The 23,239-nt window shown below is 54.5% G+C and carries 20 protein-coding genes; 10 read left to right on the top strand and 10 right to left on the bottom strand.

All coding sequences use genetic code 11. The features are described 5' to 3' along the window. Nucleotides 1–12 precede the first annotated feature (12 nt). The 5 genes from GCD22_RS06195 to GCD22_RS06175 all read left to right on the top strand — a co-directional run bounded on the left by GCD22_RS06195 (nt 13) and on the right by GCD22_RS06175 (nt 6,963). On the top strand, nt 13–3,348 hold the full coding sequence (locus GCD22_RS06195; protein ID WP_081577553.1) for a DEAD/DEAH box helicase: 3,336 nt from the start codon (nt 13–15) through the stop codon (nt 3,346–3,348). 127 nt (nt 3,349–3,475) lie between these two features. Continuing rightward, a complete protein-coding gene (locus GCD22_RS06190) occupies nt 3,476–3,847 on the top strand; it encodes a hypothetical protein (protein WP_024894265.1) in 372 nt (123 codons plus the stop codon). Then, complete coding sequence (locus tag GCD22_RS06185) at nt 3,844–5,112, top strand: outer membrane protein assembly factor BamD (protein WP_211371693.1); 1,269 nt, start codon at nt 3,844–3,846, stop codon at nt 5,110–5,112. Before GCD22_RS06190 ends, GCD22_RS06185 begins: the two co-directional genes overlap by 4 nt. A 76-nt stretch (nt 5,113–5,188) precedes the next feature. Next, nucleotides 5,189–6,274 (top strand): IS630 family transposase, encoded by a 1,086-nt coding sequence (locus tag GCD22_RS06180; protein WP_065972780.1) that lies wholly within the window; start codon nt 5,189–5,191, stop codon nt 6,272–6,274. 17 nt (nt 6,275–6,291) lie between these two features. After that, nucleotides 6,292–6,963: a lytic transglycosylase domain-containing protein gene (locus tag GCD22_RS06175; protein WP_244947591.1), complete on the top strand. Its 672-nt coding sequence runs from the start codon at nt 6,292–6,294 to the stop codon at nt 6,961–6,963. Between the two features lie 9 nt (nt 6,964–6,972). Here the strand turns inward: GCD22_RS06175 and GCD22_RS06170 are convergent, their stop codons facing one another. Next, a complete protein-coding gene (locus tag GCD22_RS06170) occupies nt 6,973–9,387 on the bottom strand; it encodes a putative bifunctional diguanylate cyclase/phosphodiesterase (protein WP_244947590.1) in 2,415 nt (804 codons plus the stop codon). Nucleotides 9,388–9,665: 278 nt separating this feature from the next. On the opposite strand from GCD22_RS06170, the gene GCD22_RS06165 reads away from it, so the two are divergent. Further along, nucleotides 9,666–10,880, top strand: coding sequence for an ISL3 family transposase (locus GCD22_RS06165; protein WP_065973572.1), 1,215 nt, complete (start codon nt 9,666–9,668; stop codon nt 10,878–10,880). Between the two features lie 219 nt (nt 10,881–11,099). Here the strand turns inward: GCD22_RS06165 and GCD22_RS06160 are convergent, their stop codons facing one another. The 3 genes from GCD22_RS06160 to GCD22_RS06150 all read right to left on the bottom strand — a co-directional run bounded on the left by GCD22_RS06160 (nt 11,100) and on the right by GCD22_RS06150 (nt 13,048). After that, complete coding sequence (locus tag GCD22_RS06160) at nt 11,100–11,714, bottom strand: ferritin-like domain-containing protein (RefSeq protein WP_010639208.1); 615 nt, start codon at nt 11,712–11,714, stop codon at nt 11,100–11,102. A gap of 94 nt (nt 11,715–11,808) precedes the next feature. Then, nucleotides 11,809–12,510, bottom strand: a complete 702-nt coding sequence (locus GCD22_RS06155) for an anti-sigma factor (RefSeq protein WP_024894451.1) — start codon at nt 12,508–12,510, stop codon at nt 11,809–11,811. Then, nucleotides 12,497–13,048: a sigma-70 family RNA polymerase sigma factor gene (locus GCD22_RS06150; protein ID WP_024894450.1), complete on the bottom strand. Its 552-nt coding sequence runs from the start codon at nt 13,046–13,048 to the stop codon at nt 12,497–12,499. The genes GCD22_RS06155 and GCD22_RS06150 overlap by 14 nt, the downstream gene beginning before the upstream one ends. 161 nt (nt 13,049–13,209) lie before the next feature. Between GCD22_RS06150 and GCD22_RS06145 the strand changes: the two genes are divergently transcribed. Next, nucleotides 13,210–13,866, top strand: a complete 657-nt coding sequence (locus tag GCD22_RS06145; RefSeq protein WP_031569702.1) for a hypothetical protein — start codon at nt 13,210–13,212, stop codon at nt 13,864–13,866. On the opposite strand, the gene alaS is transcribed toward GCD22_RS06145, so the two are convergent. From alaS to thiL, 6 genes are all read right to left on the bottom strand, one after another. Further along, a complete protein-coding gene (alaS, locus tag GCD22_RS06140) occupies nt 13,863–16,496 on the bottom strand; it encodes an alanine--tRNA ligase (RefSeq protein WP_153940490.1) in 2,634 nt (877 codons plus the stop codon). The two genes, GCD22_RS06145 and alaS, sit on opposite strands and share 4 nt — an antisense overlap. Nucleotides 16,497–16,521: 25 nt before the next feature. Beyond that, a complete protein-coding gene (locus GCD22_RS06135) occupies nt 16,522–16,968 on the bottom strand; it encodes a regulatory protein RecX (RefSeq protein WP_031569706.1) in 447 nt (148 codons plus the stop codon). A gap of 27 nt (nt 16,969–16,995) precedes the next feature. After that, nucleotides 16,996–18,033 (bottom strand): recombinase RecA, encoded by a 1,038-nt coding sequence (gene recA / locus GCD22_RS06130; RefSeq protein ID WP_010639879.1) that lies wholly within the window; start codon nt 18,031–18,033, stop codon nt 16,996–16,998. Nucleotides 18,034–18,202: 169 nt separating this feature from the next. Then, nucleotides 18,203–19,048: a CinA family protein gene (locus tag GCD22_RS06125; RefSeq protein ID WP_031569709.1), complete on the bottom strand. Its 846-nt coding sequence runs from the start codon at nt 19,046–19,048 to the stop codon at nt 18,203–18,205. Next, a complete protein-coding gene (locus GCD22_RS06120; RefSeq protein WP_010639881.1) occupies nt 19,045–19,533 on the bottom strand; it encodes a phosphatidylglycerophosphatase A family protein in 489 nt (162 codons plus the stop codon). The genes GCD22_RS06125 and GCD22_RS06120 overlap by 4 nt, the downstream gene beginning before the upstream one ends. Continuing rightward, entirely contained in the window at nt 19,523–20,545 is a 1,023-nt protein-coding gene (thiL, locus tag GCD22_RS06115) for a thiamine-phosphate kinase (RefSeq protein ID WP_031569711.1), read from the bottom strand. The genes GCD22_RS06120 and thiL overlap by 11 nt, the downstream gene beginning before the upstream one ends. Nucleotides 20,546–20,675: 130 nt before the next feature. On the opposite strand from thiL, the gene gluQRS reads away from it, so the two are divergent. The 3 genes from gluQRS to map all read left to right on the top strand — a co-directional run bounded on the left by gluQRS (nt 20,676) and on the right by map (nt 23,239). Further along, nucleotides 20,676–21,626, top strand: coding sequence for a tRNA glutamyl-Q(34) synthetase GluQRS (gene gluQRS, locus GCD22_RS06110; RefSeq protein WP_031569713.1), 951 nt, complete (start codon nt 20,676–20,678; stop codon nt 21,624–21,626). 76 nt (nt 21,627–21,702) lie between these two features. Next, nucleotides 21,703–22,401 (top strand): DNA/RNA nuclease SfsA, encoded by a 699-nt coding sequence (gene sfsA / locus GCD22_RS06105; protein WP_153940904.1) that lies wholly within the window; start codon nt 21,703–21,705, stop codon nt 22,399–22,401. A gap of 28 nt (nt 22,402–22,429) precedes the next feature. Then, on the top strand, nt 22,430–23,239 hold the full coding sequence (gene map, locus GCD22_RS06100) for a type I methionyl aminopeptidase (RefSeq protein WP_010639892.1): 810 nt from the start codon (nt 22,430–22,432) through the stop codon (nt 23,237–23,239).

Here is a 23,239-nt window from a genome sequence, read left to right as displayed (position 1 = left end):
CCAAGCAAGGCAATGCCCAATAATGACGACTGGATGAACTGGCATCGCGGCAACCAAACGCTACCCAGTCTGGACACCTATGACTACGACATCCTCCGCCAGTGGCTGGGTGACCTGGAAATCCGCAAGGCCCAGCCTTATCGACAGGCGGTCAGTCATCTCGAACGACCAACCGACACGGAGCTCAGTGCATGGGTGCAAGGTAGCATCCGCAATCCTTATCATGTGGATATTCATCTTAGTCAGGGACATCTTATCAGTTTGTGCACCTGCCCCGTTGGCAGTCGCTGCAAACATGTCGCCGCCGTGTTACTGGCTTATCTGGCCCAACGTGGTAGCCCACAGCCGGTCAACAGCCCCAGGCCGCATGTGATGCAATGGCTGGGTGAACTGCGCTCACATCTGAATCCGCCACCACGCAGAATCCCCACTACCACCTATCGACTCCACTGGATTCTGGAAATTCGTGGTCATCAGCAACGTGTGCCCACCCTGCATTGTCTCAAAGCACGCCTGAACAAGCAGGGTATTTGCAGCGAACTCACGCCCTGGAGCAATTTTGAAGCGGCCCTGCGCCGTCCACCCGGTTTTCTGGATGCAGCGGATCAGATGGTCATCCGCCGTTTGCTCATTGAAGATGTTTACGCCCCCCGAAGCGGATATTTTACGCTGGGCCCACGCCATGGTAGTGCCGCTCTGGGCATACTGGCTGCCAGTGAACGCCTGTTTATGAACAAACCCGGTTCCTCCCCATTGCGGATGGGCGATATTCGTGCGGGTAAATTACTCTGGAAAACCCTCAAGGGTACGGAACAACATCCCATTCTGGAAACCGAACCGCCCACCCAAACCTTGCTGACCCTGGACGTGCCCTGGTATCTGGATGCGGAAAATCTCGAAATCGGTCCGATTGACATCCCTATCAAACCTTCGCTGTTGAAGGACCTTCTCCAGGCACCACCTCTCAACATTCAGGAGGCCGCACTGTTAAGAAATATTCTGGAAGAATCGGCCCCCGACCTGCCTGCGCCGGTGGCCGATCCGGTGAAGGATCTTCGGGTCATTGCCGAGCCACTCCAGCCTTCTCTTTGGTGCGACACCCTGGCATTGATGGGGATGCAGGCCTACCGGGATTATCCCGGCCAATGGAGTCCCAATTGCCGGTTTGATTACGGGCAGCCGAGTTTTATCTATGGGCCCGCGCATATTGCCATTGATGATGACAGCGAAACACAGACTCTCGCCAATGGCGAAACTGTGCAGGTCCAACGCGATCGCAAGGCAGAAAAAAAAGCGCTGAAAATTTTGGCGGATACCGGCATGAAAGTCGCCAAAGCCAGTCTTTTTCATAGCCTCTCCTTGCTGCCACAGCCCATTTATGGACTGGCCAGTGAAAAAGACTGGAATACCTTCATGAATGAAGGTGTGGAGGCTTTGCGCGCCGCAGGTTGGGAAGTCCACTGGCCGGATGGCTTCCGCCATCATTTTTTGCATATTGATGCCTGGGATATGCAGGTGGACGGTGAGGAAGAAGGCTGGCTCGGCCTGGATGTAGGCATCGTCGTCGAAGGCGAAAGGCTGGCGCTGGCTCCACTTTTGGGTGCGCTATTTGCCCGTGACCCACGCTGGCTGAGTCCCGGAGGCTTAACTGGCATTCCCGATGAAGAAGCTATCCATTTGCACACCCCGTCGGGAATTCCCATTCAAACCGCTGCACACCGACTCAAACCACTGGTAGGTACACTTATTGACTTGTTCAGTCTTGGCGCTTCGGGACCCATGCGTGTTTCTGCCTATGACGTCACGCGACTGGCCGAAATTACCGATAGTCAGCAATGGCGGAGTGAGGGGATGGAAGCCATTCGCAGGCTCAGTAAACGCCTCCCACAAAGTGGCGAAATACCCCCTGTAGAACCTCCCCGGGGTTTTGCCTTGCCGCTGCGCCCCTATCAGCAGGAAGGTTTAGCCTGGCTGCAGTTTCTGCGGGAGCATGATTTGGGTGGCATTCTGGCTGATGACATGGGGCTCGGCAAAACCGCCCAGACCCTCGCGCACCTATTGCTGGAAAAAGAAAACGGACGCCTGCAGAACCCCGCTCTGATTATTATGCCGACGTCGCTGATTCATAACTGGCGGGAGGAAGCGGAACGCTTTGCGCCCGATTTACGGGTGTTGTCACTGCACGGTAAGGAGCGACTGGACCTGTTTTCGGAAATACCCCGTCATGACCTGGTGCTGACCACTTACCCGCTGGTCTGGAGAGACATTGAACTACTCAAAATCCAGCAGTTCCATTTACTGATTCTGGATGAAGCACAGATGGTTAAAAATGCCCAAAGTCGCGCTGCCGAGGCGATTCGGGAAATACCTACCACCCATCGCCTGGCGCTCACTGGAACCCCTCTGGAAAATCATCTGGGTGAACTCTGGGCGCAGTTTGATTTTCTCCTGCCCGGTTTTATGGGTGATTTGCGCACGTTTCAAAAAATCTGGCGGGGCCCTATCGAACGCCATGGTGATGTGGAGCGTCTGAACCTGCTGGCCAAACGCGTCCGTCCCTTCATTCTGCGGCGCAAAAAAGAAGAAGTAGCACAAGAACTTCCGGAAAAAACCATCATTATTCGTTCGGTGGATATTGAAGGGGCGCAACGTGATCTGTATGAAACCGTACGTAGTGCCATGGACGAAAGAATTCGCCAGGAAATTGCCGCCAAGGGCTTTCAGCGCAGTCAGATTGTGATTCTTGACGCCATGCTCAAATTACGTCAGGTTTGCTGCGATCCACGCCTGTTGAAAAGTGAAAAGGCCCGCAAGGTTCAGGAAAGCGCCAAACTCGCCATGCTGATGGAGATGATCCCCGAACTCCTTGCCGAAGGTCGCCAGATTCTGCTGTTCTCCCAGTTCACGGAAATGCTGGCCTTGATCAGTACACGCCTGGATAAAATGCATATTCCCTACGTACAGCTCACCGGAAATACCCAGGACCGCAAAACGCCGATTGATCGTTTTCAAAGGGGTGAGGTTTCATTATTTCTGATCAGCCTCAAGGCTGGCGGTGTTGGCCTGAACCTCACAGCAGCCGATACAGTCATTCATTACGACCCGTGGTGGAATCCCGCTGCCGAGAATCAGGCCACGGACCGTGCCCATCGCATTGGTCAGCAGCGGCGCGTATTTGTCTACAAAATGATTGTAGCGGGCAGTATTGAAGAAAAAATCCTGGCGCTGCAGGAGAGAAAAGCCATATTAGCTTCCGGGGTGCTCGATAAGGCGCGTAAGGACAAGCTGCAATTTGGCCCGGATGATCTGGCTTCCCTGCTCGCCCCGCTTCCAGAGATTCGGCGCTGAGGCTATGCTGCCGGATCCCGGTTAAAAGCTTTCCGACAAAACCGCCAGATGGCACTATAATGGGGTGCATGTAGATTATTTCCGGGACATTCATGCTGAATGGTCTCTAACATAGCAGGAAAAAAGCATGAAACAGCAAGAAGAACAGCGTCGCGACCGCTTCATCATCAGTGGGGCCCTGCATGGGGTGACCGACTCGGCATTGGCAGAACTTAAAGTCTTTGAAGAAATGGGCGGGCATGTAGAAGTACTACCGGAGAAACACCTCGTCCTGATCCAGTATGATGGTCGCTGTGGAGCAGAAGCAGAGGCTAAAATGGTGCAGATTTTGAAAAAAGCCGGTGAAAACTGTGATTCCCATGGGGTTATCTGCCACGGCAAGGATCACTGCGAACCACTGAATTTGCATGTTGGTCCGCTGGCGAAAGATCATCCGCAACGTTCACACTCTCTTGCAAAACACCTCGGCCGATGGCTTCACCTCAAAAAACAATCGTGAAGAAAAAATTATTGCTGTGGGCGGCCTGCATTTTTGCCGTAGCAGGCAGTGCATATGCAGACAATATTCCCCTTAGTTCGGCGCAGGAATCCCTGTTGCAAACGGCCGCAACGGCTTTTTCACAAGGTAATTACAGGCCGGCTGCAGAGGCCCTTCCCGCACTGGAAAATACGTATATGGGTTCCTGGGTAGGCTACTGGTCTTTACAACCCCGCCTTAAAACCTTGACCCAGGAGCAGTATCTCCAATATTCCGCGCGTTTTCCCGATGGTGTTGCCCACCATCTGCTGCGTCGGCAATGGTTGATCCAACTGGCGCATCGACAGGACTGGAATAACTTCACCCGCGTTTACCAATCCGGGCAAAAGCCGGATCTCATCCAGTTACGCTGTGACGCCCTGCGTGATCCCGCCTTACAAAATGAAAATGTGGTTTCTCCCTTCTTTCTGTGGAGCAGCGCGCCGGCCAGTAATCATTCCTGTAATGCCATGGCCCGCGACGGCCTGCAGCAAGGTCTGATTACCCAGGATCAACTCTGGCAGCGACTGCAGCAGATGTTTGAAGCATCGGCTTTTTCTGAAGCGCGCCATTTTGCGCCTTACCTGAATGGTCAGGCTGGAACAGAGCTGACTGCCACCATTGATCATCCCGATATCTGGATACAAACGCATATCCAGCAAAACGGCACGGGATCATGGTCCGGGACGCAAACCCGTCTTCTTGAACTTGCCCTGTTGCGCCTGGCAACCATTCACCCCCTGCAGACTGTAAAATTTGTGCAGCAAATCCATACCCTCAATGCGGCACAAAAAGCACGGGTACTGTATAACTGCGCTTTTCAAGCTACCCAGACTTTTCGTCCCGAATCCGGAAGCTGGTATCAGTTGGCCTATAACACCGACCCACAGTTTCATCCTCAGCCGGAAATGCTGGCCTGGATGGTACGGACTGCTATTCGGGTGGGACGCTGGACCATGGTGAACGATGCCGTCACCCTCATGAATCCTCCGCAAAGCCAGCAACGGCAGTGGCAGTTCTGGAAGGCCGTAGCCATGCTGCAACTGGGGCATACGGTGCAGGCGAAAGCAGAACTCGGCACCCTCGCTTCCCCCTGGACTTATTATGGGCAGTTAGCCATGGCAGCGTTGGGACAGTCCCTGGATCTCAATACGAATTCCGCTGCTGAACCAGAAGATGTTGCCCTACCCGTGTTGCAAGAAACTGCGCCTGAGCGGGCGGCCATCAAGCTCTATCAGCTAGTGTAGTGTTGCATTCTTGGTGAACCTTAAGGTTAATGATGATAAAATAGCTCCATGTTGAGGGTATGAATGGAGTCGAGCCTTGCGAGTTGCGCCCACAGTCACTTTAACCAGCGAAGAGCGGTCCGAGTTGTCCCGTATAGTCGCCTCCCGATTAAGCAGTGTCCGCTTGTCATTACGGGCACGGATGATATTGCTGGCGGCAGAGGGCTTGCAGAACAAAGAAATTGCGGAGCGCCTGGGGGTGGATCGCCTGCAAGTCGCACGTTGGCGCAAGCGTTATCTGGAACACCGCTTGTCGGGCATTGAACGCGATTTACCGCGCGGCGCCCCTCCGGTGAAAGTGGATGTGGCCCGTCTGGTAGAATTGACCACGCAGAGTAAGCCGGAAGCGATGACGCATTGGAGTACGCGTAGGATGGCGGCAGAACTGGGTGTCAGTGCCGCCAGTGTGTCACGGCATTGGCGCAAGCATGGCCTCAAGCCTCATCTGCTGCGTGGTTTCAAGGTGTCACGTGACCCGCATTTTGTGGAAAAGCTGGAAGATATTGTGGGGTTGTATATGTCTCCCCCGGAGCATGCCTTGGTGCTCTGCGTGGATGAAAAAAGTCAGGTACAGGCCCTGGACCGGACCCAACCGGGACTCCCCCTCAAAAAGGGCCGCGCAGAAACGATGACCCACGACTACAAACGTAATGGCACTACGACCTTGTTTGCCGCCCTCAACGTGCTGGATGGTCAGGTCATCGGACAGTGTCAACAGCGCCATACCCATGTGGAATGGCTGAAGTTCCTGAAGAAAATTGATCGGCAGACGCCCAGGGACAAGGCTCTGCATCTGATTGCCGACAACTATGCGACCCATAAACACCCGGTAGTACAGGCGTGGCTCGACAAGCACCCGCGTATTCACATGCACTTCACGCCCACTTCGGCATCCTGGCTCAACATGGTCGAGCGTTTCTTTCGGGATATCACGACCCAGCGGTTACGTCGTGGGGTGTTCACCAGTGTGCCTGAACTCATCCAGGCCATTGAGGGGTACATCGACCACCACAACACCCATCCCAAACCTTTCATCTGGACCAAAACCGCCCGCGACATCCTGCAAAAAGTCATTCGCGCCAACAGCCATTTAAGCAGCAAACAGAATGCAACACTACACTAGGCTTGTATTATGATGCCTTGAGTGAGTGGGATCATGACCTGAGTACCCTCTCCACTCCCGGCCAGATCAAGGCGACAGCCCGTATGGCTTTTCAGCAACAGGCCTGGTTACTGGGCATTCACGCCAGCAGCCTGATCCCCCATGGCGGTGACTGGCGTCAGGGCTATGTCCTCCCTTATGCTGATGAAATCAGCGGTGCCGCCAACCAGACAGGATTGCGCCGGGCCTTTCTGGCGGGTCTCATCCGCCAGGAATCGGGCTTTGCTTTTGGAATCCGTTCGGATGTTGGTGCGCAAGGGCTGATGCAGGTCATGCCTGCCACTGCTGAATGGTTGCAATCACACATTCCCGCCGCCGCCGATGCCGATCTGCACAGCATCCGGGGAAATCTGGTGCTGGGTTCCAATTATCTCAGCCTGCAACAGCAAAGTTTTGGCGGATCAGAGTTACTCGCGGCAGCCGCTTACAACGCCGGCCCGGGAGCACCCAAGCGCTGGCTGGGTCGTTGGGATGGTCCCACGCAAGGACCCTGGGCGGGTCCCATTTTTACTGCCAATATTCCTTACCGCCAAACACGCCATTATGTCCAGAGCGTACTGACCAATACCATTATTTATGCAGCCATACTGGATCGCCAGGCTCAGACAATCTGGCCGCAATGGCAGTTAAAAGCGACGACGCCCGGCTAACACGGATAATCAATCCTCACGAAGAATGGGTTTATAATGCGCTACCCAATTCAGAACATCCTCAGCCGGCATAGGCTGTGCTATGGCAAAACCCTGTAATACATTTACGCCCAGATCTGCGAGCTTGCGCGCATGCCCCAGGCTTTCTACACCTTCGGCCACAATTTCCAGGCCCAATGCCTGCGCAGTGGAAGCAACTCCGGCAACAATGGTCAAATCTTTGTTATCAACAAGGATATCGCGCACAAAACTCTGATCGATTTTAATGGTTTGTGCTGGCAATCGCTGAAGATAGGTTAGTGACGCATTCCCGGTGCCAAAATCATCCAGGGCAATGTGAATTCCCAACGCATTAATCGCCTGCAACGTAGTAATGGCTGAGGGAAAATCAAGCATCGGCGCACTTTCTGTTACTTCCAGTTCAATCAGGTCCCGAGGAAAATCGGGATACCGGGCTAAAATAGCATGAATATCCTGCATAAAATCCGAGTCCAGAAGATGCCGGGCACTAATATTGATACCGACCCGCAGGAAAAAGCCTTGCTTACGCCAAAGCATTCCTTGATGCACTGCCGCATCCAGCACAAAACGCCCGATTTTTCGCGCCAGCAAGGGATGATCCAATGCGCTGGAAAAATGACTGGGATTGAGCAGACCTTCTCCTCTACCCGTGTCCAAACGTAACAGGGCCTCCACACCCAGTACATGCCCATGTAAAGCAACCAGCGGTTGATACCAAAGAACAAAACGATTTTCCGCTAGCGCCTGCTCAGCCATATGTATTCCTTCGGCGATAAGCTGCTGTTTCGCTTCTAATGCTTCATTGTAAAACACATAACCATTTCGTCCTGCGGTCTTGGCGGCGTACATCGCTAGGTCTGCCAAGCGTAATAACTGTCCTGGATCATCAGCATCCGAAGGGAAAGAAGAGATACCAATAGTTGCCGAAACCGTCACAAGACTACCCAGCACTTCAACCGGCTCACTAATTTTCCCCAAGGCTTGCGTGAGCAAAACATCAATTTCTTTGATTTTCTGAGGCTTATACAGGATCAGACCAAATTCATCGCCACCCAAACGCGCGATAATATTTTGCTTGCCAAAAATGAGCTCCATACGTTTCGCCAGAGCGCAAAGCAGCACATCACCACTATCATGACCAAACAGATCATTGATTTGTTTAAACCCATCCAGATCCAAAATAGCCACAAAAAAGGAATTTACTCCCTGACCCACTTGACAGGCAGCTTCCAGATGTTGCTGAAACAGGCGTCTATTCGGCAATTGTGTGAGAGCATCATGCCCGGCCTGATGGGCAAGCTGATCGGCTAACTGCCGCCGTTGAGAAACGTCATGAAAAACCAGAACCACACCCAGTATTTGCCCGGTACGAGAACGAATAGGGGCTGCCGAATCTTCAATGGCATATTCGTGACCATCTGCGCTGATCAGCGTGGTATGATTGGCAAGTCCCATGATTCGCCCTTCATCAAGCACCCGATGAACAGGGTTGGCAACGGTTTCTCGGGTCGTTTCATTGATGATTTTAAATACATTATCTAGCGGCTCGCCGCGAATATCGGAAATCTTCTTCCCCAGTAAATTTTCAGCCACTGAATTGGCACCCGTCACACGGGCCTGAGTATCCGTGGTAATCACTGCATCACCAATAGAAGATAAAGTAACCTCAGCACGCTCCTTGGCCTCCCAGATGGCCATTTCAGCATCACTGCGAAGCTTTTCCTGGAGTTCCGTGTAATACCTTAGGTAACGATAAACCAGCAATCCCAATAAAGCCAAGAAGGCAATTACCAATGAAGGACCAATCATACTGCGCGCCCACATATCCCATAATGTGCTGCGCAAGATACTGGCTCCGGCCACTAACGGATAATTCGGTACGTCTTCAACCGCCCCGAGGCGCCATTGGCCTACTGCTGTTGAATAACCCATATAAACGCCACCCGCCGAATGCGTATGAGCAGCTACGTAGCGAGCAGCAATTCCGGTTTGGCGTATAGTAAAAGAAGTCTTGTCCGGTGGCGGATTACGCGCCTCCAGATAACCATCTCGCCTGAGTAAAAACAGCCCGGTATGTGCCTGCAAAGGGTAGCCCATCCAGCACTTGAAGGTCCCATCAACCAAAGGCAACAATACAACTACAGTTACCTCCTGATGATTTTTTAATTGTACGAGACGTTTGAATGGAATATACCAGAGCCTTTTCTGGATATCCGGAAACAAAGACCCGATATAAAAATCGCTTTTTAGAAAAAAATAATGGACATTTTGCATGGCCAACGAGTTCGTACCGGGATAATCTTTGCGGAACGCTTCAGAAAGAACCCGTCCCTTGTCATCCATCACGGTAATATTCTGGATTGCAGGCTGTGCCTGCAGATAATTTTTTAACCGGTGAGACAAATTCAAATCTCGACCAGCCGACATATTGCGAAGACTGTCCGCAAGCAAATCCAGGGAGGACTGAACATTAAAAACACTTTGCGATGTACTATGGGCAAGAGCAACTGACAATATTCGTAGGTTAGCAATTTCCTGAGCCCTGACTTTCTCCCAAGTATAAAAACCAACCAACACCCAGGAAAGAGCCATCAGCAAGAAAAAAACCGGCTCTTCGTCAGATCGAGTGGGTAGGGTTTACAATGCAGCGGAGCAGTTGTGTCCCGAATAGGAGTTAGCTGATGGTCCCAGAAGAGCTGTTTTCTCTCGCGTTAGGGTTGGTACCGCCGTGGTTGGTGGACGATGTGACCTTCCAAGTGGAGGAGAAGCGCCTGGATCTGCACATCAACTTTCCCAAGGGCAGTCGCTTTGCTTGCCCCGTCTGTGGTGAGGAGTGTCCGGTACATGACACCCGTGAACATACTTGGCGGCACATGGATTTCTTTCAGCATGAAGCCTATCTCCACGCCCGCGTACCCCGTGTGATGTGCCCGGAACATGGGGTGCATCAGATCCCTGTTCCCTGGGCGCGGGAAGGCTCGCGTTTCACCCTGCTCTTTGAAGCGCTGATCATGACCCTGGTGCGGGAGATGCCGGTATTGACAGTAGCCCGCCTGATCGGCGAGACCGACACGCTCCTGTGGCGGGTGATTGACCACTATGTGCCCGAAGCCCGTACCAGAGTGGATATGGCCCATGTCCATGCCGTCGGCGTCGATGAAACCAGCAGTCGGCGCGGCCATGACTACATCACGCTCTTCGTAGATCTGGAAGCTAGGCGACTGCTGTTTGCCACCCCCGGTAAGGACGTCTCCACTTTTGCGCGATTTGCCACAGACCTTGAAGCCCATGGGGGCAGCGCAGAAGCTGTCACGGACGTCAGCATGGACTTGTCTCCCGCCTTCCAGAAAGGGGCTAAAGAGCATCTTCCCAACGCCCAGGTGACCTTTGATCGTTTCCACCTCATGAAGCTCGTCAACGAGGCCGTGGACGCGGTACGCAGGAGCGAAGCATTTACCCAGCCAGACCTCAAAAAGACCCGCTGGCTCTGGCTCAAGAATGAACGGAAACTCAAGGTGAAGCAGAAAGAAAAGCTGCAGGCATTACTCAAAGACCAGAACCTCAAGACGGCGCAGGCCTACCAATTCCGCCTGACCTTTCAGGACATCTTCACGATCAAGAATCGCCATCAGGGTGCTACCCTCTTGAAAGCCTGGTTGGAAAACGCCAAGACCAGCGATCTGCCGCCTATCGTCAAGGTTGCCTACACCATCATGAATCATTGGGATGGTGTGCTCCACTGGTTTGAGAGCCAGATCACCAATGGAATTCTGGAAGGTTTTAACAGCCTCATTCAATCCGCCAAGGCGAAAGCTCGGGGTTACCGTACCCACAAGAACTTTATCAATATGGCCTACCTGATCTTGGGTAAGCTGGATCTCAGGCTACCCACTTGAAATGACGAGGAACCAAAAAACCCAAACAGAGAATCCTAATAATCTTCTGCTGTAATTTTTCGATACATCAACTATTTTTCCGTGATGCGGCATAGGATGATTGTGAACCGTTAGAATGGTTCAATACTTTTAGCCAACTTTCAGCTTAATTTCAAGGCGTTTAAAAAACCTGCATCACTAGGCAAGGGATGCAGGCTGCTGCGATAAAGTTATGAAACGTTAACTGGGCATGGCGGAGATGAAAGCTGCTGGCACCGGGAATTCTCCCAGGGCACTACGCAACACCGCAAAATGCATGGCTTCATCTCCTTCAATATTGGCTGCTGCATGGGCCAGTTCCGGATTACTGAACTCAGGCACCGTTCCCAGATAGGCCTTGGCAGCACCAACCTCCAGACCGGCCGCAAAATGCAGAACATCATTCTGGTTTTTCAGCTTATCCAGAGGAAATCCCCACTTACTGGCCAATTCGGTCATCGGCGCTTTCAGAGAGACTTTCGGAGTAACCGGAGTCCCACCCAGCTTTTTGATGGTTTCGGCAAGAATAGCCGCATGGGCTTCATGATCTGCCTGAAATGACAGAGCTACTTTAAGCAATGCCGGGTCCAGCAGCTTGCTTTCGGCCCCGACCTGATAAGCAGCAATGGCCTGATGTTCCGCATTCAGGGCAAAGTTCAGCAAATATAAATCATGCTTCGGGCCTTTGGGCATGGCCGCCGCTTCTGCCAAAGCGGGCATGGTTAAACTACCGACCGCAGCCAGTCCCAACCCGAACAATGCACTTTTTTTGAAAAAATCCCGACGATCCAAACCTTGATTTTCCATTTCTTTCATGACGTTCTCCTGAGTACGTGACAGCAATATTGCCATCCCCAACTAAATACGCATTCGCTCCATGCTTGGATGCAACAAGATGATTATTACAGACTCAACTACTTAAATGCGTCGATAAAATATCTGCCTTGTATAATATGGCCGTGGTCGGCTGGCCCGTTGGCGAACCGCCTTCTGGCTCCATGGTCACCGCAATCAGGGCAACCGAGCGCATATCCAGATGGTCTGGAGTGATCAATATCGGTGTGCGTCCTGGATGGGTCGGCAATAACCCCATGGATATGGGCTTTTTACCCGGAACAATGGCCCAGAGCTGCAAGGATTTATCGGCAGGCAAAGACATGCTGCGCATGGTCACCAAGGCCATGTGATGATCATTGGCCCGCAGCATCCACACCGCCTGACCTGATGTATTGTTCAACACCGCCATATAAGGCATACGCGGCGGTGCTGGCCAGAGCAGCAGAAGAACCAGTGCCAGCGCCAGGCCAGCCGACATGGCGCGCCACAGCCCGAGTTTCTGCCACCAGGAAACATGGCTGGCTATATCTGCGTTAACGGCACGCGCTGGCAATTCTGCTACAACCCCTTGCCAGACCGAATGCGGGGGCGCGATGGGTGGCTCCTGCAGACTGTAAGGCATCAGGGTGTCCTCCCACTCTGCCACCCGAGCAGCCAACCAGGGACGAGAGCGCAGCATGTGGGCAAAACGCAGCCTTGCCCGCCCGCGCAAGGTTCCCAGTACGTAGGAACCTGCGAGCAGGTCCGCAAGCTTTGGCCACTTATTCAGATTCATGATGCAAACAGTCTCTCAAACTTAAAAGTCCCCGACGAATCCAGCTTTTGACCGTACCCAAAGCTTCACCAGCAAAGCGCGCCACTTCGTCGTAACTGGCTGCGCGATAAAAAGCCTGGGAAATAGCCTGCCTTTGATCGCTGGGAAGTTGTTCAAGGCAATCCAATAAAAGTTGCTTTTCCGAAGCCATCCGGGGGTCAGCAGGAAATTCCCGTTCCCCCCACTGCTCCCAGTTTTCGTCTTCCCAACCTGGCTGGTCTTTCGGAAGCCGTCTTAATTCATCAATAGCCTGATAGCGGACAATTGCCGCTGCCCAAGCCATGGGAGCGCCCCGACCCGCTTGATATTCTCCCGCCTTTAACCAGATTTTCACAAACGCATCCTGTAAACAATCGGCCGCACGGCCCTGCTCTCTTAAAATACGCAAAGCAACGGGAAACAGATGCGCAGCCGTAGCATCGTAAAAATCACGAAAGGCTTGCTGATCAGCAAGCGCTACTTTCTGCAGGAGTTTTTCCAGTTCGGCGACTTCAGGCACCGGTTATCACCGTAACCTGATAAACAAAAATTTACATTTTACATCTCGATTCATGGGACAACACACCTTAATCTGTATTTCACAGGCAAAAGCATAGCGCAAAAATCTTGTCCTGTACCATGTAGTCGCATTTTGAAGATTTTTCGGAGAGGATGATAATCATGAAAAAATTGTGGATAAAAAGTCTTTTGACCAGCGCCGTGCTGGCGGGACTGGGATTGAGTAGTGCGGCCTTTGCTGGCCCCGTAGATATACAACTCAATGTAGGAACCCAGCCAGTGTATGCGGCACCTGGATACCCCCCAGCCATTCTTACGGCGCCGCCCTTGATGGTCTGGCTGAGCAATCTGGGTGTTTATGCGGCCTATGGCGCTTCGCAACCCATTTTTTATCAGGGCTCCAACTACTATTATTATTACGGCAACCGCTGGTGGTCGGGTCCGGGCTATCGTGGTCCGTGGCGCCCCATAGCGGCTCCGCCGCCCGCATTGCGGCGCTGGAATCATCGCGATTGGCAGCGCGTCCAAAGAGATGCTGGCCGCTATTCCCGAGACCCGCATTGGCGGCATTTCCGTCCGGCAGAAAGGCCCATGCCAGGGCCGCAGCAGCGGCCGCAACCGGGGCGTCCCGGTGGTCCACAGTTTCAGCATCCCCATCGTCCGCAGATGCAACAGCGCCCGCAACCCATTCAGCGTCCAGCCCCCGGACATGGTCGTCCCGATAATGGTCCGGGGCGGGGTCGCGGGCAGCCAGGTTCAAAACCGGACCGTGGACATCAGAATCAGGGCAACGGCCAGCCCTGGCAGGGCAACCACTAGGCCAGCTTGTTTCTGACCCAATCGCGGGCGGCCTGGAGCGCATCATCCAGTGCCGCCGGATTACCGGCACCAGCCTGGGCCATGTCGGGTCGGCCGCCACCTTTACCACCCAGCGGCAAAGCTACCACATTCACCAGATCACCCGCGTGAATCCGGCCAGCCAGGGTTTTCGCAACAGCAGCAATCAAGGCCACTTTTTCCCCTTCAACTCCAGCCAGGACAATCACGGCTTCGGGAAGCTGACTGCGCAGACGATCCAGCGCATCACGCAAGGCCTTACCATCCATACCCTCCAGACGGCTGATGAGAACCGGCACACCAGCCACCTCTTCACTTCGGGCAGCGAGATCTGCGCCAGCCCGTGCTGCTTCATCCCGCTTGATTTTTTCCAGTTCTTTTTCGAGTTGACGCAGACGCTCAAGGGTCTGAGCCAGACGCTGATCCAGATCTGCTGGTGCCACTTTGAGCAAGCTGGCTGCGGCCTGCAGACGTTGTTCATCGCGCTGGATAAGCTCCAGAGCCGCCGCTCCGGCTACGGCTTCAATACGACGAATACCCGCCGCTACGCCACTTTCGCTGAGAATCTTGAAAACCCCCATATCCCCGAGCGCCTGCACATGCGTGCCACCACAAAGTTCCAGTGAAAAGTCGCCCATGCGCACGACGCGGACTTCATCACCGTACTTTTCACCGAACAGCGCCATGGCGCCCAGAGCCTGGGCTTCGGCAATGGGCAGAACTTGCGTATCAGCAGCGTAATTTTCACGAATCACCGCATTAACGCTGCGCTCTATCTCCTGCAACTGCGCCGAAGTCAGGGGTTCAGGATGGCTGAAATCAAAGCGCAGCCGCTCCGGATTGACCAGCGAACCTTTCTGCTGGACATGAGAACCGAGAATGTTGCGCAAAGCGGCATGCAGCAGATGGGTGGCAGAATGATGTGCAGCGGTCGCCCGCCGGGCCAACTCATCCACGCTGGACAGCAGGATATCTCCTGTCTGGAGGCGACCCGACTGCAGCACACCCACATGCACATGCAAACTGCCCATGGGCTTTTGGGTATCATTCACCAGAAATACGGCATTTTCGGACTGTAATTCGCCGCGATCACCCGACTGCCCGCCCGATTCTCCATAAAAAGGGGTCTGATCGAGAATCACGATGCCCTTGTCCCCGGCGTCAAGAAAAGCTACTTCTTCGCCATCACGCAACAGCGCCAGCACTTTTCCCTCACCCACACATTGGGAATAACCCGTAAATTGAGTAGCGGCAAGACGCATGGCGAGGTCGTGATAAATCCGCTCGGTTTTGACTTCGCCACTGCCGCTCCAGGCGGCGCGGGAACGATTACGCTGTTCACTCATGGCTACTTCATAGCCTTCCATGTCCATGCGCAGGTTTCTTTCGCGGGCGATGTCGGCAGTTAAATCGACAGGGAAACCATAGGTATCGGCCAATCGGAAGATAATCTCACCAGGGATGGCCGCATCAGCGGGCAATCCGGAAATGGCGTCTTCCAGCAGACTCAGGCCACGTTCCAAAGTTTCCCGGAAACGGGTTTCCTCACGCTCCAAAGCACGTTCTACATCACGCTGTGCCTGAGCCAGTTCAGGAAAGGCCGTCCCCATTTCGCGTACCAGTGGCGCAACCAGTTTATGAAAAAACACGTTTTCCATGCCCAACTTGCGACCATGCCGGACCGCCCGCCGAATGATGCGCCGCAGAACATAACCTCGCCCTTCATTAGCCGGCAGTACACCGTCCGTAATCAGAAAACTGCAGGCACGAATATGATCGGCGAGTACCCGCAGACTGGTATCCGTTGTGGCATCCTGACCATAGGTTGTGCCGGAAATTGCGGCCGCTGCCGCAATCAAGGGCTTGAATAGATCCGTGTCGTAATTATTGTGGACACCCTGCAGAACGGCCGCGAGACGTTCCAGACCCATGCCGGTATCCACGGAAGGTTTGGGGAGCGGGGTCAGTTTCCCACTGCTGTCGCGGTCGTACTGCATGAAAACCAGATTCCAGATTTCAATATAACGATCCCCGTCTTCTTCAGGGCTACCGGGAGGGCCTCCCGGAACATCCGGGCCGTGGTCATAAAAAATTTCCGAGCAAGGACCGCAAGGACCGGTATCTCCCATACTCCAGAAATTGTCTTTCGCGCCACAACGGGAAATGCGCGCTGGATCAATACCCATTTCATTGATCCAGATCTGAGCGGCTTCGTCGTCTTCTTCATAAACCGTAATCCAGAGCTTAGCCGCCGGAAGCCTCAGTTTTTCTGTCAGAAATCGCCAAGCGAAGCCAATGACTTCGCGCTTGAAATAATCCCCGAAGGAAAAATTGCCGAGCATTTCGAAAAAGGTATGATGGCGAGCCGTATAACCCACGTTTTCCAGGTCATTATGTTTTCCGCCCGCCCGCATGCAGCGCTGGGAAGAAACAGCGCGCTGGTAGGGACGTTGCTCCAGACCCAGGAACACGTCCTTGAAAGGAACCATACCGGCATTGGTAAACAGTAAGGTCGGATCATTGCGGGGAATCAGCGAACTGGAGGGCACAATCTGATGACCCTGTTCCACAAAATAATCCAGAAAAGCTTGGCGAATGGCTTGCGCTTGCATCGGTCTTCCGTCATCCATAAAAAATCTAGTCGTTAAAATCATCCGCATTTTTGCCCGGATCCGCCAGTACGCGTCGTATCTGTTCGGGCAAAAATCCCCTTCCCGCCAAAAACCGTGCGCGTCGCGCATATTCACGGGCATCTTCGGGTGCCGTATCGCCAAAGCGCTTGCGGTAGGCGGCCTGCGCCTGTACCTGCCAGTTGACACTTTGCACTGCCGCAGCATCCTGCTCTTTAACATCAACCCCTGCCCGCTGTAAATCCTGACGCAGGCGTAAGGGACCATGTCCCTGGCGCAGCCGGGTGCGGGTCAACATTTCCAAGTAACGCTGGTCATCCTGATAACCGGATGCCTTGAGGCTGTCGAGGACCATATGTACCTGCAAGTTATCAAAGCCCGCGTGCAGCAGTTTGTCCTGCAACTCCTTGCGACTGTACTCCCTGCGCGCCAGCAGGCGCAGGGCAACGGTCATGGGATCGACAGGAGAACGACCGGCCAATTATTCGACTGCCGCAGGCTCCACCACATCATCCGTAAAGGCCAGCGGATTACCGGCCGCAGCAGCACGGACCTGTTGCTCGATTCTCGTGGCCAATTCCTGGTGCTCCTTGAGATATTGGCGGGCATTATCCTTACCCTGACCAATGCGTTCGCCCTGATAGGAGTACCAGGCTCCGCTTTTTTCAACAATTTCAAACTTGACACCCAGGTCCACCAACTCCGAAAGACGGGAAATACCCTCCCCGTAATAAATGGCAAACTCGGCTTCGCGAAAAGGCGGAGCCACCTTGTTTTTGACGACTTTGACCCGGGTATCATTGCCCATGACCTCGTCACCTTTTTTGATGGCACCAATCCGGCGAATATCGAGGCGTACGGAAGCATAGAACTTCAGGGCATTCCCACCGGTCGTGGTTTCCGGACTGCCATACATGACCCCGATCTTCATGCGGATCTGATTGATGAAAATCACCAGAGTATTGGTTCGGGAAATATTGGCGGTGAGCTTGCGCAGGGCCTGACTCATCAAACGCGCCTGGAGGCCAACGTGCGAGTCGCCCATATCGCCTTCAATTTCCGCCTTGGGCGTCAGGGCAGCTACCGAGTCCACCACAATCAGGTCCACGGCGCCGGAACGCACCAGCATGTCGGCGATTTCCAGGGCCTGTTCGCCGGTATCCGGCTGGGAAACCAGCAGATTTTCGAGATCAACCCCAAGCTTGTGGGCATAGCCGGGATCCAGAGCATGTTCGGCATCAATAAAAGCGGCAGTGCCTCCAGCTTGCTGACAACTGGCAATGGCATGCAGGGTCAGTGTGGTTTTACCGGAAGATTCGGGTCCATAAATTTCAACCACCCGACCTCTTGGCAGACCGCCAACCCCCAAAGCCAAATCCAGACCCAAGGAGCCGGTGGAGTAAACGGCAATGTCCTTGATGGCGTTGTGGTCACCCAGGCGCATCACTGCACCTTTTCCAAACTGCTTGTCAATCTGGGACAAAGCGGCCGAGAGGGCCTTGCTGCGTTGATCATCCATCATGTTGTCCTTTTCTGAATTGAGAAGAGTATTCCACTCGGGCATAACCCGTTTTTGCAGCGGCCTGCTCCGGGCATCCGGGCATCGACCGACCCGGGTTATCCAATCTATATTTCCGGGCATTCTACCTGAGCAACCGGAATGGGCAAAGACGCCCGGGATAAAACTTTCATCCACACAGCAAACCCAGCAGACCACCCAATGCCAACGATCCGGATGCATACTGTACGTTCCAGCGATCACCGCGAAAATGGCAGGTACGAACCTGTTGTTGACCATTGCGCTGTCCCCAGGCAATACAGACCGTGCCAACCGGCTTGCCCGGCACCGCCCCGCCCGGACCGGCGATACCCGTAATCGCCACGCCCAGATCGGCTTCGCGCAGGAGACCATTGAGCATTTCCAGAGCCGTCTCTTCGGATACCGCCCCATAGCGCATCAGGGTTTTTGCCTGTACACCAAGAAAGTGGCGCTTGGCAGTATTGCTATATGTCACTATACCGTGCTGCAAAAGCGCCGATGATCCCGATAAAGCGGTAATCCGGGCTGCGAGGCCGCCACCGGTGCAGGATTCGGCCAGGGCCAAACGCGGCCCACCTGCTTTGGAGCAATGTTGCAACAGTGCCCATTCTGGTGGCGCCATGGACAAATCAAAAGCGTCCGATGTTTTTTCCTGAAGCCAGAATTCACCGGGTAAAATTTCTGTGCCCTGACTCTGATCGCTAAAGTGACTGAAACTTTGTGGACAAGGTGGTAAATAATGCTCAGCCCAATCGCGCAGACCCTGCCAGTCGCCAGCCGGGACCAAGGCACGCTGCGGAATGACTTTCCAGGCAGCGGCGTTGGCAAAAGCGCCGATGCCCAGTGCCGCGCCCTCTATATCGGGCAGGACAGCGGTCAGCTCGATGCGCGCACGCACTCCACTCCTTAAGGCCCAGGCTTCCAGGCGCTGAGCATCGGGCAACACCGCTGGCCGCATGGGCAAAAAAATATGCAGTAATTCGCCGCTGTTCATAACCAACCCATCGCTCGCAGCCCCTGTAAAATCAGCCAAGCCGGAATCGCTGCCGCCATGTCATCCAGCATAATGCCCGTTCCACCATGAATATGTCGATCCAACCAGGAAATGGGCCAGGGTTTGAGCATATCGAAAAAACGGAACAGCAAAAAACCGATGCCCAAGGCTGCCCAACTGAACGGTATCCAGTACAGGGTCATCAACAGACCCACCCATTCATCCCAGACAATGGCGGGTGGGTCAAGGGCACGCTTGCCGGCTGCACCGTGACGCAGGTCTTCGGCAGTCTGACCACAAAGCCGGGGACCCACAGCGATCATGAGCAAAAGGACAGCAGCATATATCCACAGATTGTGCAGCAGTAAAACCAGCAGCAAGTAAAAAGGAACAGCCGCAATGGTACCCATGGTTCCCGGCAGAATGGGCGATAGGCCACTGCCTCCACCAAAAGCCAGCCAGTGATACCAGGGCCTAGAAAACATGTTGGTGACCCCGTATGCCCGGCAGTGCCAAAGGCCGCTCCTGCCAGTAAATATCTACAGACTCAGTGGGTTGCGAGTCTGCTGGCAAAATCTGCCCCACTGCGGTTATTGGCAGAGCACAGCTATGCGCGATATTCAGCAATGCCGGGGTCAGCGACGGTGGCGCACAAAAAATCAGTTCATAATCATCTCCACCAGTCAGAGGCCAGCGTTGCCAGCGTACCAAGTCCTGATCAATGCAATCACGCAAAGCCGGACTAAGGGGCAGATGCTCAAGATCAACCCGGGCCCGCAGCCCGGAGGCCTTGAGGATATGATCGAGATCAGCCAGAAAACCATCAGAACAGTCCAGAGCGCAGGCCACTCCGGCAGCCTGTGCCGCCCGGCCGAAGTCCAGGCGCGGGAGCGGACGCAAGCGCCGGGCTTCCAGTGCTTGGGCCTGCGTCGCCGGACCGGCAAAATCATAGCCCGGCAGGCCACGTGCCACAAAAGCCAGATCCAGGGCGGCTGCCGCATCTCCCAGTGTCCCGGTCACCCAGATCAGATCACCGGGACGGGCGGCATCGCGCCGCATGATACCCTGCTCCGCTACGCCCAATACGGTAACAGTCAAAGTCAGCGGACCATCTGTTGCGACCGTGTCTCCACCGACCAGCGCCACGCCAGTGCTCTCAGCCAGAGTATGCCAACCCTCGGCAAATGCTTCCAACCAGGGCGAATAGCCTTCCGCACGCATCGGCAAAGCCAGACTGAGCAGGCACCAACGCGGCTGCGCCCCCATGGCGGCCAGATCGCTGAGATTCACGGCCAGGGCTTTCCAGCCCAGATCGGCAGGATCCACATCGGCGAAAAAATGGCGGCCAGCAACCAGTGTATCCATGCTGGTCACCAGCGACTGTCCCGCCGGATCCAGCCAAGCTGCATCATCTCCCATTCCCAGGAGCACCCCCTTCCCGCCGCCACCCAGCCTGCCTTGCAACTGCTCAATGAGTGCAAATTCTCCAACCGCCATGAATGCTCCGTTTTTAAACTGGTCCACGCCTAAGCAGCACTTTCATGATGCCGGGTCTGATCTCCAAGTACCGGCCTGATTGTACAGCAAACCGAAATAAACCATAGTCAACGGAAATGTTTTACACCTTTTGGAATCAGCGCGCATTCATCAAGCCATGTCCAGTCTTTCGCCACCAATAATGCCCCAAGCACAGGCCCGGAAAAAGCCGGTCGTGGGGCGCTTTGCGCCCTCCCCCAGTGGTCCCCTGCATGCCGGTTCGCTGATTGCAGCCATTGGCAGCTATCTCAGCGCGCGCAGTCAGAGTGGGCTTTGGCTGCTGCGTATGGAAGATGTGGACGGGGACCGGGTGCGGCCCGGAGCTGCGGACACGATTTTGCGTCAGCTGGAAGCACTCGGCCTTGATTGGGATGGCCCAATCTGCTGGCAGTCTCAACGTCATGATTATTATCAACAAGCCTTGGACCATTTGATAAAGGAAGGTGATGCCTACCCCTGCGCCTGTACGCGACAAGAAATCCGCCAGCACGGCGGCAATTATCCCGGCACCTGCCGCCATGGACTGGCAGCAGGTCGAACAGCACGCTCCTGGCGACTGCGCGTTCCCCAACAGTTTCCCGTCTGGAAAGATCGTTTTCACGGCCTTCAGAACACGCCTCCCGAACAGGGAGATCCAGTTCTGCTCCGCGCCGATAATTATTTTGCTTATCTACTGGCTTGCGTGGTCGATGACGGCGCACAGGGCGTGAGCGAGGTCATCCGTGGAGGCGACTTACGCACGTTTACTGGAGTCCAGCGCTATTTGCAAAGCCTCCTGCACCTGCCCCGGACAGAATATGGGCACCTGCCACTCCTCTGCAATGCCGATGGCAGCAAGCTTTCCAAAAGCAGTCAGAGCCCGGCCTGGACAGGAAGCCCCGGACAAGGCTGGGAAACAACCCTGGGCCTGCTGGGTTGGGACACCCCCGCCGAACTCCACGGCGCATCCGCTGAACAGTGGCGCAACTGGGCGCTGGCGGAGGCACGGGGCAAGACACCATTCTGGCATCCACCGGCTACAAGCGTTACGCTGCCCCTATGAATATTGACCCGATAGTTGTTCTGGAGGCTTTTCTGCGACTTTGGCCTGCGCCGTCAGGACGGCTGTCGGCACAACGATGAATTTACCGGAACTGGTCCCCGCCACCCTGATTCGTCGCTACAAACGTTTCCTGGCGGACTGCGAACTCGAAACCGGCGAGCAAATCACCATACATTGCCCCAACTCGGGAAGCATGCGCAGTTGCGCAGAACCCGGGCAAGCCATTCTCATTTCCCACAGTGACAACATCAAACGCAAACTGACCTGGACCTGGGAGCTTTACTGGAGTGGCAGCAGCTGGGTATGCATCAATACCCAGCGCCCCAATCACATTGTGGCCGAAGCCATTGTCAACGGGCAGATTCCCGCCCTGCAGAATTATGACGAACTGCGGCGCGAAGTGCCCTATGGCAGCCATGAACGGGTAGATATCCTCTTGCAGAATCCCCAGCGTCCACCCTGCTATGTCGAAGTCAAATCCTGCACCCTGCTCGATCCTGATGGCGTCATCCGTTTTCCCGATGCGGTCAGCACCCGCGCCCTGCGCCACCTGCATGCACTCCGCGAGGTCGTAGCCAACGGTGGACGCGCCGTCATGTTTTTTTTGATTGGCCGCGAAGATGGTCAGGGTTTTGCCCCGGCCGACCAAGTGGACCCGGCTTATGGACAGGCGCTCCGGGAAGCGCGCAGGGCGGGTGTGGAAGTACTGGCCTACCGAACCCGGGTCAGTCCTGATAAAATAGTCATTGATGCGGCAGAGCAGCTACTTTTTTAGCCGCTTTGAGTCGCCCCAGGAGAATCTCATGTTACAACGTCGAAAAAATCCCCCTCAGGGCAACATCAAAACCCCTGAAGAAGTCGTAAAAATGCGTACTGCCGGGCATTTGACCGCCATGGTGCTCAACATGATTCGGCCTCATGTCAAAGCCGGAATCACTACCGGAGAATTGGACCGGATTTGTCACGATTATATTGTCAACGATTTACAGGGAATTCCTGCCCCGCTGAATTATCAGCCCAGTCCGGAATATCCACCCTTCCCCAAATCGGTCTGTATTTCCCTCAACCACGTCATCTGCCACGGTATTCCTGGCGACCGGGTTTTAAAAGATGGAGATATGCTGAACATTGATGTGACGGTCATCAAGGATGGCTACCACGGCGATAGCAGTAAAATGTTTACGGTTGGCGAAGTGCCCTTGCGTTCCAGAAGAGTAATGGAAGTTGCCCACGAGGCCATGGTGCGGGGCATTGAGCAAGTCCGACCGGGCGCCACCCTGGGCGATGTCGGCCATGCAATTCAGATCTATGCTGAAGCCCAGCACTGCTCGGTGGTGCGGGAATTCTGCGGGCATGGCATCGGCCGGGTATTTCACGATGAACCACAGGTGCTGCATTACGGCAACCCCGGCGAAGGCGTGGAGTTGGTGGCAGGGATGACGTTTACCATTGAACCCATGATCAATGCCGGCAAACGTCACATCAAGGCTTTACCCGACGGCTGGACCATTGTCACCAAGGATCACAGTGCCTCGGCGCAATGGGAACATACCATTCTGGTCACCGACGACAGCTACGAGGTATTGACCCAACTCCCCGGCGATCCCATCTGA

It is taken from the genome of Acidithiobacillus thiooxidans ATCC 19377 (assembly GCF_009662475.1).
GTDB lineage: Bacteria > Pseudomonadota > Gammaproteobacteria > Acidithiobacillales > Acidithiobacillaceae > Acidithiobacillus > Acidithiobacillus thiooxidans.
The sequence above is the reverse complement of the archived record's forward strand: the minus strand, read 5'-3'. Positions and strand labels throughout refer to the sequence as shown.